Below are 11990 nucleotides of genomic sequence, written 5' to 3' on the forward strand. Positions count from 1 at the left end.
ACTCGCGCGGCTCGTCCCGAGGACAGCGGCGGGCGTGAGGTTCTCCCCAGGCCGGGGGCGCAGCAGAGTCAGATGCGCAGAGCGGGATCCGTACGCAGTCGGGCGAAGGCGAGGAGCAGGCCGAGGGCCTGCAGGGCGGCGCAGGCCATGATGACGTGGCCCATCGCGTCGGGTGGGGTGAGCGCGGTCAGTACGCCGGCGACGGGGAACGGCAGCAGCAGGATGAGGATGGTCGCCGACAGGGTGCTGCCGAACTTCTCCGCTGGGATCAGGCGGGAGCGCAGGGTGCGCAGGACCACCGTCATGCCGCCGTCTGCCGCCATGAGGACCGCGACCAGGACCAGGTAGGACAGGTAGTCGGGGGCTTGGGCGGCGGCGAGACAGGCGAGTGATGCGAGGGCACCGCAGGTGGCGCCGACCGGCCACAGGCCCAGGCGGTCCAGCGCGAACCGGCAGAGCGCGACGCTGAGGAGTGTTGCGCCGGCGGCTATGGACCAGACCAGGCCGACGGCAGTGGTGGACTGCCCGAAATGCTCGACGACGATCACCGGACCGGCCGCTTGGAGCAGCCCGGTGGCCAGGTTGGACAGGGTCAGCCCGGTCACGAGCCAGCCGAGCGTGGGCAGCGAGCGGATGGTGCGCCACCCGGTGAGGAGTCCGGCGCCGAGCCGCCCCTTCGGAGCGTGGGCCGGGACGGCCGGCGAGGGGGGTGTGCGCGGGGCGAGCAGCGCGGCGAGTAGCGAGAGCACGGTGATCACGGCGAGCATCGGCGGCGGCCCGGCGAGCAGCAGCAGTGCGGCCAGCGCCGGGCCGGCCAACGCCGCGGTCTGATCGATGCCCAGCAGGACGGCCTGGACGCGGTGGGCCCGTGCACCTGCCCGGCGGCCGGCGGCGGCGCCCGCGGTCTCGGCCGCGATGTAACTGAACTCGCTGAGCACTCCGGTGGTCGCCGCGAGCACCATGACGGTCGCGCTCGCCACGGTGCCGACAGGGTGGAGATGGAGGAGCACCGCGCCGGCTGTGAGGACCAGCGCGCGTCCGAGGGAGGCGAGGTGGAAGACCGCGGATGCCCCGCGCCGGTCGACGATCGATCCGGCCCACCCGAACGCTGCCAGGCGCGGGATCCATTCCAGGGCGAACGCGGTGCCTGTCAGAGCGGCGGAGCGCGTGGTGGCCAGGACCAGCAGCGGGATGCCGTAGGTGGACATCGCGAGCGCGAGGGCGTCCGCCGTGCGTGGCAGGTAGATGCCGCGCGTCAGCCCGGCGGTGTGGCGTGCCTGCCATGGTGTGACCGCTGTGCTCACGCGGCCTGCTCGGGCTCGGACAGGCGGGTGGCCTGCGGATTGCCGGTCAGCCACTCGATCAGGAGGGTACGGGGACGGGCAAGGCTCGCCTCGGCCTCGGCGCTGGGCAGGCGCGCGGCGGACAGCCGTGCGAGGCTGTCGGCGTTCTCGGCCGCGAGCGAGGGCGTCAGCAGGTCGAGGACGTAGCGGACGCGATTGCTGAACTCGCAGACCCGTGGCGGGTAGGCGTGGCGTCGGGACCAACGCGCAGCCGCGTCGTACAGGTCGGCCAGCTCCGAGCCGGAGTCTGTGAGAACCAGGCCCGTGCCGGGCGCGGCTCGGACGAGACCGTGGGTGCGGGCTGTTTCGGTCGCGCGGCGCAGTTCGTGCGAGGCAAGGTCGGGGAGGGTGGCCGCCAGCCGTCGTGGCGGTATCGCCCCGTTGTCGTCGATCTCGGTGACCAGGCGGATCAAGGAGCGAGAGGCCAGCAGCTCGACCGCGTTGCGTACCTCGGCCGTGGTGAACAGGGTGGTCATCGGCGCGGACCTCCTACCGGGACGGCCGCCTTCGGGCGAGCGGTCGTGGCGTGGGAGAAGAGATCGCGGTTGTGCCAGACCGGAACGGCCCCAGCCGTCCGGGCCTGAGGGAGTACCGCAGGGGGCAGGCGGGACCGGCTGCTGGTCCATGGCCTCGGCGAGGGCTTCTCCTGCGGGTGCCCCCAGACCGGGTGGTGGGCCGCCCGGCCGAGGGGCTGCCCGGCGGACCACGCGGACAGGGCACCGAGAACGGGGCCCAGGCCGTCGCCCGCCGCCGACAGCCGGTAGGGCCGGCCGATGCCCTCGGTGTCGACCAGGCCGTCGGCCGCGAGCTGCCGCAGCGGCGGGTAGATGTTGGTCCAGTCGCTGCTGGGCATCACGATCCGGGCAAGGGCACGCCCGCTGACCTCCTGGCGGGACTTCAGCACCCACAGGATGGCGGCGGAGTACCGCCGGGTGAGCAGGGTGAGGCTGTCTTCGATCTGCTCGATCGCGGGCAGTGGATTGTCCGCGGTCTCCAGATGTTGCTCGGCCCAGGTGACGATCATCGGCAGGACCGGCAGCAGGGCGGCACCACGCTCGGTGTGGCCGTAGGTCACATGGCGTGCGGTGTGTTCGGTGCGCTCGACGAGCCCGGCGTCGCACAGCGACTTGAGCTTGGGGTGGAGCTGGCCGTTCTGCAGCCAGGAAACCTTGGCTGCCAGCTCGGTGTACCGCAGCGGCGGGCCGGAGAGTGCCAGCAGGATTCTCACGTTCCAGCGCGGGGTGATCATGGCGAGGGCCTCGGTGACCCGGGCGATGTCGGCGTCGGTGTCGGGAGGCAGAGCGGTGATGGCCAAGGGAGGAACTCCGGGGTGAATGAAGGGGAATCGCCTGCGGGTCAGCGGTTGCGCGCCGCGGTCCGGGCCGGAAGGGGCGGAGCCGATAGCAGCGACGAAGGAATCGGCGGGGGCGGCGTTGGGGCCGGAACGCGGGCGAGGCTCTGCAGAACAGCGGCAACCGACTTGGCCTGGCCATCACGCACGGCGACGGCTTCAGCGAGCCGACGGGAACCGTCGAGGAGGTGAGAGACCTCGTGCCGGCCGATCTGCCGTTCGGGGTGGACGAGCCGGGCGAGGTGGTCGCGGTGGACGTTGATGCTGCGCTCGGCGATGGCGAGGTCGTCGTGCATGCCGAGCAGGGCGGAGAGCATGCCGGGCGGCTGGTCCTGGGCGTGGGTTTCGAGGTCGGCGAGCGGCACGCCGTACAGGTCCTCGATCCGTCCGGCTATGTCGGTGGACGTGAGGTGGGACAAGCGGGGCTTTCAGGGTCGGCGGGCCCGTGCCGCCCCGGCACGCGGTGGCACGGGAGCGTCGAGCGGAGGCAGGGTGGTGGTGGCTTTGAGCTGCGTCATGCGGACGGGCCGGGCCTGTTGGTCGGACGGGGGCACGGTGCGCAGCAGCTCGCCGAGGGCTGCGCGGTAAGCGTCGCGGGCATCGAGCGCGGCCTCGAGCCATTGAGCGTCGAAGCGGAGCCTGTCCGCCGACAGTTCGTCCATGGCGCGGTCCGGATCCATGTCCGCGTGCACGCGGTCGCGGACGCGGGCGACCTGCTCCTCGGTCAGAGCCAGGAATGAGCGCAGTTCCAGGGCACGGGCGAGGGCGGGAGAGGCATCGTGGTCGACAGTCTCCTCGTGCAGCTCGGGGACCGGGCTGCCGAAGATCTTCTGCAGGTCGGCGTCCATAGTGCTGGGCTTGTCCCGGATCATCGGGTGGGCCTTCCCGCCCGCCTCGCCGGCGTCAGCGCGGGTGCACCTGCGGATCGGTGGGGAGGGCTGGTCTGCACCGCCGGACCGGTTCGGGGGCGAAGGCGGGCGAGCCGTTCGGCGGCGAGGTCCTTCTTGCCCGGAGCGTCGGGGTCGAGGAGCCATCGCACGACCAGGGCCCGGCCGTCGCGGGCGGTGACGGCTGCGTTCACGCGGTGGGCGAGACGCATCGTCGGGTCGTCGACCTCGCCGGGCTGGGTTTCCAGCGCGGCGAGGAGGTCGTCCTCCGCGCGGTCGAGCACGGACTGAGCCTCGACGAGGAGGCCGTGCCACCTGACGACATCGGTGGCATCAGGATTCGCGGTCAGAGCTGCGGCGACCGCGGCCTTCAACTGGTCGATGTCCATGGCGAAGCGCGCTTCGATGCGTTCGGTGAGGACGCTCACGACATCCTCAGCGTTATCGGATATGCCGTCGGGCAAAGGGAAAGCTCCTGTTCTCAAAAGGGTGCCGATGCCATGGGGGAATGTGAGGGAGCGGCCGCGCCCGGCGGCTCAGCCACTTACGGGAGCCTGCTGAATCCCTGTCAGCCCGGACGCATTCGGACGTCGCGGTAGACGTACGTGCCAGGCACCCAGCCCTTGAAGCCGGTCGTCTTGTCCGTGATGCAGAGACAGTTGCCGCTCTCTCTGGCCACGCTGATCTTGTGGTTCTTGTAGAGCACGCCGAGCGCGGTGGGCTTCGAGTTGGCCTTGGACCGGATGGCCATGGCCTTGGCATGCACCTCGTACGGCAGCGGCGGCTTGGACGGGTAGCTGCTCGCCGGGGCCGCGGATACGGCTACGGGCGCCGCGCTGGCGGTGGTGGCGGAGAGCACCGGCAGGGCGAGCACGCCGGCCATCGCCGCGGACATAGAAATTCGGGTGGAGCGCATGCGGAAGAAATCTCCGTGAAGGCATAGAGATTGCGGGAAGGGATGCCGCAGCAGGTGTTCCGGCGGCTGTACAAGAGTCCGGAGAATCGCCGGTTTGGCTAACCGGCGATCGTCGGCTATGTTCCGCCGCCGGCGTTGGCCCTGGCGCTCAGCGCGAACGACCGGGCGGGCGCGGAGCAGGGGCCTTCGCAACATCGGTCGGACGGCTTGCTGCGGCTGCCGGGCGGACCGGCGGGAGACGGCCGGCTTCGCCGGTGAGCCGGTCGTCGCACCACTGCAAGGCGTCTTCGACCGTGGCGAAGCCGCCCTCGCGCAGGGTGCGGGTCCACGTGCTGGCATCGACCTCTTCGACGACGACACGGAACGGCGAGGAGGCTCGCTCGTCCAAGGCGCGCAGCGCCACGACGGTGACCATGTCGTCAGGGTCGTCGCAGGTATAGGAGTAGCCCATGGCGTAGCGGTCGCCCTCGCCCGCAAGGCGTTGCTCCAGCAGCCGCGTTGCCTCGTCCGCCGGCGGTGGGCCCAACTCGGGGTTGAGGCCGATCGCGTCGGGAGGACAGCCGCGGTGGATGAGCCAGGACTGTGCCATCGCAGGCAGCGGCATCGAGGTCTGTTCGTAGCTGAACATCCGTTTCTCCTGGTCCCGTTGAAGGTGCACGGCGATCAGGTGCGGCATACCGGGGTGTCCCCAGGTGGCGGTACGGTCGAACAGGACGTAGTAGCTGTTCTCGCCGTTGGGAGTGTGGTGTTCGGCGAGAGGGACGAGCATGTCCTCAGGGGCGCCGACCTTGCGGTAGAAGTCGAGGTAGACCTCTTCATCGGCATCGAAGTCATCCAGCCCGAAGTCGACTTGGGGGATGGCCTTCCGAGACGGTGCCGGTTCGGTGGGAGACAACAAGGGCCTTTCGTGGGGTTCAGCGCCGCTGTGCCGAGGGGATGGCGACGTGCCTAGGTCCGCCGGGAGCTTGGGTGCCTGGGTCGTGGACGTGCGACGGGCAGCGAACAACGTGGCGCGTCCGGCACCGATGAGAGTGACCGGCTGGCCGACGTGCACGGGGTGTCCGGCGTCCCGGACGACCAGGTCGGCGACCTCCAGCCGCTGCCGCTTGGCATGAGGGATGCGGGTGCCGGAGGCGGCGGTCACGGACATCTGGCCGGTCAGCTGGTGTTCGTAAAGTTCGGCGCCTTCGGCGATGCTCCGCGCGTTCAGCGGATGTGGTGGTGCGCGGGGTTGTGTGCAGGATGGGGTAGACCCGGCAGTGCGGTGGGCGGCGGACCGGGCCGGGTCACGGGAGTGCGGGTGGTCAGCTGCGGGGAGCGCGATCGTGCCGCGTGAGTGCGGGTGCTCAACGGCCGGCGGGTCATTCCCAGGCGGCGGCCGACCTCGTCGTAGACGTCGTTGCCCGCACGCGGTCGAACCGCGACGACGTGGATCTCCCTCGGGTGCGTGGACTCCGCGGGCGCCGAACGGACGCCGTACACGACGCGCCAGTCCTTGCGCGAATCCACGAACAGCTTTCGATAACCCTCCAGATCGCCATCGAGGCGCAGCCCGAAGCGCTGCGCGTTCACGACTTCCTGCAGGTAGGCGAGAGTGAGGTCACGGATGTCGCTGGGCGCCTGGAGGAGATCGGTCAGCGCGCGAGGGTCGAAGCTCAGTCCGAAGGCGGGTTGTCCCTGTCCCGCGTTCATGACGTCGACTCGTCAGGCTCGGCGTCACCGACGGCTTCCGCCGTGGCCACCGTCTCCGTGCGCACGGACGGCGGCGGGCCGGGCAGAAGACGGTGCGCGGGTCGGTCGGGAGAGGTCATGCAGGCCGACAGCGGCCCGCCCGGCGCGCGGATCGCCGCAACGGCATGAGCAAGAAAGTCCCGGTGCCACACGAACAGGCCGGAGAGCCCAGATTCGGGGTCCTTGTGCTGCTGGTAGGCGAGCCACAGGGCATGGAGCCAGGCCACGACGTCGTCGTGCTCCTGCCACTGCAGGCACCAGGGCGCCGCGGTGGTGACCTCCGCCCCGTAGACCGGGAGGAAGAAGTCGTCGACCCAGTCCGACAGGGCGTCGAGTTCGTCCTCGCGTTCCTCTCCGTCCAGTTCCAGGATCGGGCGGGGCTCCGGCGGAGCCGCGGGAGCCGGCCGACCGAGCCCCTGCATGCCGAAGGCCGCGAACGGCGATCCGCCCGGCGCCGGAGCGGACGCGAGATGATCGAGTTGCTGGGCCTGCTGCGCCGACTGCTCCATGAGCCGTCGGACGCTTGCCTCGATCCCCTCCAATTGTGGGCCCGGAACGCGAACCGGCTCCAATTCCCCGCTGTCTGCTGGTTCTATGGATTCGGGCATGAAAAGTACGACCTCCTACGAGACGTGAGATGGCAGGTGAGCGGGGTCTACGGCGCACGGACCTGCTGGAGGGTTGCACGAACATCCCTGCGGGCTCCGGAAGAGGCTGGGAATGCGCGGGGAGCGAAATGCGGCGTAGCGGATTAGGCGGTGAGAACCACGTCTTCCTGGGTGAGCGTTTCGCGGATCGTCTCGGTGAGCCGGTCGGCCGCGATCGACGCGTAGTGCTCGGTCTTCTCCACGCCGATGAAGTCGCGGCCTTCCAGCAGTGCGGCGACGCCCGTGGAGCCGGAGCCGGCACAGAAATCGAGCACCGTTCCCCCGTCGGGGCTGATCTTGACCAGCTCGCGCATCACCTCGACGGGCTTCTGCGTGATGTGCTGGCGCTTAGCTCCCGAGGGCTGCGATGCGCTGTAGAGGCCGGGCAGGTAGACGGGGTTGCGGGAGCCGTCGATCGCTCCCTTGGACGCCCAGACGATGAATTCACAGTTCTGGGTGAACCGACCCTTCTGTGGCCTGGCCTGCGGCTTGTGCCAGGCCAGCACCCCGCGCCACAGCCATCCAGCCGCCTGGATCGCGTCCGTCGTGGTGGGGAGCTGGCGCCAGTCGGTGAACAGCAACGCCGTCCCGCCGGTCTTCGTGAGGCGGTGGGCCTCGGTCATGATCTGCGTCAGCCAGAACCCGTACGAGCGGCCGTCCATGTTCTCACCGGTGAAGTCCGGCAGCGCGTGCTGGGCGTCGGCGGAGGTGTACTTCTGTTTCGCGGAGCGGGTGGTGCGCTCCTTCGCCGTCCTTCCGCCCGAGTTGTATGGCGGATCGGTGATGACGGAGTCGATGCAGCCGTCCGGGAGACCGACGAGAACTCTGAGGGCGTCGCCCTGATGCAGGGAAAAAGGCAAAGAGGAACCCCTATTCGGGTGCGGAATCGCGGAGGTAACTACCCGCCTCGCGCATAAGTCCTCGCGGGCCGGAAGCGGGCGTGAAGAAGCCCGGCGCCACGGACCGAGGGCGCGAGGGGGAGTCCAAAAAACTGTAGAGGCGAATCCGCCGACGACCAAGAAGTGCCCTGCCGGGGTAACGGATTCCGGCACCTCACGCCGACTTTTTGGTCAACCGTCGATCCGCACCTACTGTTTTTGAACCGCCCGGCGTACACCGCCGCTGGCCACTCCCGTCACGCCTCACGGAGGTACCCCCTGCCCCGGCACACCTAAGCGCACGGCCCGGCCACGCGGAGCGAGCGGCAACTCGCCCGCGTCGGCCCGTCCCGATCTCCCACCCCGGCCGCCGCGCCCTTCCAACTCGCCTCGCGCACGCGGCTCACCGGACACCGCACCCCGAAGGACACGTTCATGACGTCTCGATACCCACCCCTGGCCGACATCACTGACCGGCGAACGGTCCGTCCGGGTTGAAGGCGCTCGCCGCCGGCATCGGCGTCGTCTTCCTCTCCCCCATCCTGATCGCCGGCACCGGCATGATGCTCGCTTCCTCCGCCGACGCCGTGCAGAGCAGCAGCTCCTTCAGCGACTGCCTGACCGACATCGACACGGACAAGGTCGTCGAGCAGGTCACCAAGATCCTCGACGGCGCGTCCGGCGAAGACGTCCATGTCGAGGGCCTGGACCTGCCCGCCGAGCAGATCCCCAACGCCCAGACGATCGTGGCCGCGGGCCTCTCGCTCGATGTCCCCAAGAAGGGACAGATCATCGCGCTTGCCACCGCGATGCAGGAGAGCCGGCTGCGCAACCTCAACTACGGCGACCGCGACTCCCTCGGCCTGTTCCAGCAGCGTCCCTCCCAGGGCTGGGGCAGTGCCCAGCAGATCCGCGATCCGGTCTACGCCTCCGAGCAGTTCTACAAGCACTTGCTCAAGGTGGACGGCTGGCAGCAGATGACCGTCACCCAGGCCGCCCAAGCCGTGCAGAAGTCCGGCCTGCCGGACGCGTACGCGCAGTGGGAGAAGCTGGCCACCGCGCTACAGGAAGCCATCGCCAAGACCTTCCCGGGCGGCGGCAACAACGCGGACGGCAAGGGTGCGGACCAGGGCAAACAGCCGTCGACCGACACGAGCGGATGTACTCCGGGTCAGGACGGTTCCGGCTTCGGCCGCATCCCCGAGGGGAGCGTTCCCAAGGGCTACAAGATCCCCGAGGACACCGCTCCGAAGGCGCGCGAGGCCATCGAGTGGGCGATGCAGCAACTCGGCACGCTCTACCAGTGGGGCGGGTCCTGCACCAACGCGCACGGCCCCGACCCCATGGGCCGCTGCGACTGCTCCAGCCTGATGCAGCAGGCGTACGCCCACGCCGGAGTGACGCTCACCCGCACCACGTACACGCAGCTCAACGAGGGCAAGGCGGTGTCGCCCGCCCAACTCGAGCCCGGTGACCTGATCTTCAGCCGCGGCACCGCCGCCCGGCCCGAGCACGTCGGCATGTACATGGGCGAGGGCCTCGTGATCGAGGCGCCCCGCACCACCAAGCCGGTCCGGATCACCCCGATCAAGGACTGGACGATCCTCGCCGCCCGCCGAGTCCTGTGACGCCGTCCCCGCCCGGACACCTCTCCGGGGGGGGCGCCGCCGCGGCCACTTCCGCGCCCCGCGCGCACCCCCTCCCCCGCTTCCCCTCTTCCCGTCGGCCCTCGCCTGGCCTGCGTATGCAAGGAGCCCCGCCACACCTATGTCCACCCTTCTCGCAGACCGCGTCATCCGGCTCGCCTACGACCCAGGAATCTCACCCAAGGGTGGTGGCCTGCCCGGCCTGAGCGTGCTGAAGAACGTCGTCAACAGCATCAACATGTTCGGGATCATCGCCGTCGTCGGCGCCCTCGCCGTCTCGCTGGGTGTATGGGCGTGGGGCCACCACACCGGTGGTCACCAGGCCGAAGCCAACGGTAAGAAGGGCGCGGTCGTGGCCGCGGGCGCTGCCCTCGGTCTGGGTGCCGCGAACGGAATCGTGGCCTTCTTCTCCGACCTGGGGTCGCAGGTCCACTGATGCGGAAACGGTCCCCCTCCTTTTCGCTGCCCTCGTACGGTGTGGGCTGGTCAGCCAACCGGCGCATCGCGATCGTCACCTGCGTCGTCGCCGTCCTGCTCGCCATCGCCGGGATCGTCGCCCTGCTGACCGGCAGCGGAAACAGCCACCAAGCCCCGGACACCACCGCGCCCGCCCCAGGTGACAGCCCGTCCTCCACCGAGGCCGCCCCGAAGCCGTCCTCCGGACCCGGGTCAGTGCCCAATCCCCCGCAGATCGCCGAGCCGGTCGCCTACGCCAGGGCAGCGGCGCAGATGCTGTGGTCCTACGACACCCGTGACACCAGCCGCGACCAGCAACTCGCCGGCATGCGCGCCTGGATGACCACGGAGACCAAGTACGCCGACTGGACCTCGGTCTCGGGCCAGGTTCCCGATCCGGTGCTGTGGTCGCGGATGGCCGACCAGGACCAGCGCGCCACCGCTGGCGTCACGGAGGGCCATTACCCCTCCGCGTTCAAGCAGGCGCTGGCCGAGGACCCGTCCGCGATCACCGAGGCGTACATCTACGTCGTCACCGTCAACGGCAAGCAGCAGATCGCCTGGAAGAAGGGCGGGGGCGGAGCCGAGGAGCGCGCCGTGACCCTTGCAGTCCAGTGTCGCCCGAGCCGCGACTGCGCCTTGGCCGCCATCGCCCCGAGCGTCACGCAGTGACCCGCGCCTGGGACACGAAAGGAGGAGTAACTCCTCGTGGGTTTCTGTGATTACCCCCTGGCAGACAAGCTGTGCGCCGTCGGCGACGCGGTGGATTTCGCCTCGGACCCCGGCAAGGCCATCGGCGACTGGATGGCGAAGTCCGCCGGTGAACTGACAGCCGCCGCAGCCGATTTGGCCGCCGAGGCGGTCGACACCACCACGAAGGTGGACCTCAACGCATCGTGGTTCGTCGACAACTACGAGACGCTGCTGCCACTGGGCCTGGTCCTGCTGGTCGCCACGTTCTGCGCGCAGTTGGTGCGGGCCGCCGTCCGGCGCGACGGACAAGCGCTGACCCAGGCGTTCACCGGCACCATGAGCGGCGTCCTGTTCGCCTTCTGCGCCATCTCTTTGACCACCGTCGCCGTCGAAGTGGTCGACGCCGTCAGCGACGGCCTGTTCAAGACCGCCCACCTGAACATCGAGTCGGCCGTTCGACGCATCGTGAAGGTCAACCAGATCCCGGGCCTGTCCGGGCTGGGCTGGCTCGTCGCGGTCGTCGTCGGTCTCGGCGCCGCCATCGGGGCCTTCCTCTACTGGTGCGTGATGATGGTCCGCAAGGTCGGCATCCTCGTCATGGTCACACTGGCCGTCTTCGCGTCCGCCGGTGGCGGCTGGGAGGTCGCGCGACGCTGGCGTCGGGGCTGGATCGAGGCCACCGCCACTCTCGTCGCCTCGAAGTTGCTGATGACCGTGATCTTCGTACTCGGCATCGCCGCCATGGGCGAGACCGAGGCCAAGGACGGCATCGCGGCCCTCGCCGACGTCATGTCCGGCATCGTGATCATGATTCTGGTGCTGTTGTGCCCGTACGCCGTCTTCAAGTTCGTCCACTGGGCGGCCGACGGGACCGACGGCGAGTCCATCCACCGTGCCGGCGGTGCCGGAGCGCAGATCGCCAAGGCGCATGCCGAGAAGGCCGCTCGTAAGGCTGCGGCAGCTGTGGCCACCGCCGGAACCGGTGGCGCTGCCGCCGGAGCGGGTGCCGCACCGCAGGGCCCCGACGCCGCTGGTGGTTTCCCCGGCGACGTCGCCGCTAACTCGACCGGCGGAGGCGGAGGGGGCAAGGAAGGTTCGCAGGGCGGCGGCACAGGCGTCTCCCCCGGAGGCGATGCCGTCAAGTCCGGTCTGGAGAAGGCCGTCCAGCCCGCGCCGACGAGCGTGTCCGACAACACCGGCGGCCAGGTGGGCGGCAGCCCGGGACCTGGCAGAACCGGCGCGAACGCCACGTCCGGCCAGGGCGGCGGGTGGCAGTCCGCCCCGCCTACCACGACCCCGCCGCCGCAGGGCGCACCACCGTCCCCCAGCTCGCAGAACGCCACGTCCAGCGGGGCGAGCGGACCGCCACCGCCTCCGACCGGCCTCTGATCCCTTGCCCGTCCACCGGGGCGGGACGTGCACGCCACCTCCCGCCCCGGGTT

The 11990-nt window shown here is 70.0% G+C and carries 15 protein-coding genes; 4 read left to right on the forward strand and 11 right to left on the reverse strand.

Annotated features, from left to right (window positions below):
- Positions 1-68: 68 nt before the first annotated feature.
- The 11 genes from ACH4S8_RS08315 to ACH4S8_RS08365 all read right to left on the reverse strand — a co-directional run bounded on the left by ACH4S8_RS08315 (position 69) and on the right by ACH4S8_RS08365 (position 7735).
- Positions 69-1304: an MFS transporter gene (locus ACH4S8_RS08315; protein ID WP_398391909.1), complete on the reverse strand. Its 1236-nt coding sequence runs from the start codon at positions 1302-1304 to the stop codon at positions 69-71.
- Positions 1301-1819 (reverse strand): regulator, encoded by a 519-nt coding sequence (locus ACH4S8_RS08320; protein WP_398391910.1) that lies wholly within the window; start codon positions 1817-1819, stop codon positions 1301-1303. Before ACH4S8_RS08320 ends, ACH4S8_RS08315 begins: the two co-directional genes overlap by 4 nt.
- A complete protein-coding gene (locus ACH4S8_RS08325) occupies positions 1816-2658 on the reverse strand; it encodes a winged helix-turn-helix transcriptional regulator (RefSeq protein ID WP_398391911.1) in 843 nt (280 codons plus the stop codon). The genes ACH4S8_RS08320 and ACH4S8_RS08325 overlap by 4 nt, the downstream gene beginning before the upstream one ends.
- Positions 2659-2699: 41 nt before the next feature.
- Entirely contained in the window at positions 2700-3113 is a 414-nt protein-coding gene (locus ACH4S8_RS08330; protein ID WP_398391912.1) for a hypothetical protein, read from the reverse strand.
- 9 nt (positions 3114-3122) lie between these two features.
- Positions 3123-3566 (reverse strand): hypothetical protein, encoded by a 444-nt coding sequence (locus ACH4S8_RS08335; RefSeq protein ID WP_398391913.1) that lies wholly within the window; start codon positions 3564-3566, stop codon positions 3123-3125.
- Entirely contained in the window at positions 3563-4045 is a 483-nt protein-coding gene (locus ACH4S8_RS08340) for a hypothetical protein (protein WP_398391914.1), read from the reverse strand. Before ACH4S8_RS08340 ends, ACH4S8_RS08335 begins: the two co-directional genes overlap by 4 nt.
- Before the next feature lie 104 nt (positions 4046-4149).
- Positions 4150-4464: an SH3 domain-containing protein gene (locus ACH4S8_RS08345; RefSeq protein WP_398391915.1), complete on the reverse strand. Its 315-nt coding sequence runs from the start codon at positions 4462-4464 to the stop codon at positions 4150-4152.
- Between the two features lie 181 nt (positions 4465-4645).
- The gene (locus tag ACH4S8_RS08350; protein ID WP_398391916.1) at positions 4646-5395 is read right to left on the reverse strand and encodes a hypothetical protein; all 750 of its coding nucleotides are present in this window, start codon (positions 5393-5395) and stop codon (positions 4646-4648) included.
- A gap of 308 nt (positions 5396-5703) precedes the next feature.
- Positions 5704-6189: a hypothetical protein gene (locus ACH4S8_RS08355; RefSeq protein WP_398391917.1), complete on the reverse strand. Its 486-nt coding sequence runs from the start codon at positions 6187-6189 to the stop codon at positions 5704-5706.
- Positions 6186-6737 carry a DUF4913 domain-containing protein gene (locus tag ACH4S8_RS08360; RefSeq protein ID WP_398391918.1) on the reverse strand — a complete coding sequence of 184 codons (552 nt, stop codon included), beginning with the start codon at positions 6735-6737 and terminating at the stop codon, positions 6186-6188. Before ACH4S8_RS08360 ends, ACH4S8_RS08355 begins: the two co-directional genes overlap by 4 nt.
- Positions 6738-6979: 242 nt before the next feature.
- Positions 6980-7735, reverse strand: a complete 756-nt coding sequence (locus tag ACH4S8_RS08365) for a DNA-methyltransferase (protein ID WP_398391919.1) — start codon at positions 7733-7735, stop codon at positions 6980-6982.
- 512 nt (positions 7736-8247) lie between these two features.
- Between ACH4S8_RS08365 and ACH4S8_RS08370 the strand changes: the two genes are divergently transcribed.
- The 4 genes from ACH4S8_RS08370 to ACH4S8_RS08385 all read left to right on the forward strand — a co-directional run bounded on the left by ACH4S8_RS08370 (position 8248) and on the right by ACH4S8_RS08385 (position 11937).
- The gene (locus ACH4S8_RS08370; protein ID WP_398391920.1) at positions 8248-9381 is read left to right on the forward strand and encodes a C40 family peptidase; all 1134 of its coding nucleotides are present in this window, start codon (positions 8248-8250) and stop codon (positions 9379-9381) included.
- Between the two features lie 139 nt (positions 9382-9520).
- Positions 9521-9835, forward strand: coding sequence for a DUF6112 family protein (locus tag ACH4S8_RS08375; protein WP_398391921.1), 315 nt, complete (start codon positions 9521-9523; stop codon positions 9833-9835).
- On the forward strand, positions 9835-10527 hold the full coding sequence (locus tag ACH4S8_RS08380) for a hypothetical protein (protein WP_398391922.1): 693 nt from the start codon (positions 9835-9837) through the stop codon (positions 10525-10527). Before ACH4S8_RS08375 ends, ACH4S8_RS08380 begins: the two co-directional genes overlap by 1 nt.
- A gap of 36 nt (positions 10528-10563) precedes the next feature.
- On the forward strand, positions 10564-11937 hold the full coding sequence (locus ACH4S8_RS08385) for an ATP-binding protein (protein WP_398391923.1): 1374 nt from the start codon (positions 10564-10566) through the stop codon (positions 11935-11937).
- The last annotated feature ends 53 nt before the right edge of the window (positions 11938-11990 follow it).

This window comes from Streptomyces sp. NPDC021080, assembly GCF_044333225.1.
In the GTDB taxonomy this organism is placed as follows: domain Bacteria; phylum Actinomycetota; class Actinomycetes; order Streptomycetales; family Streptomycetaceae; genus Streptomyces.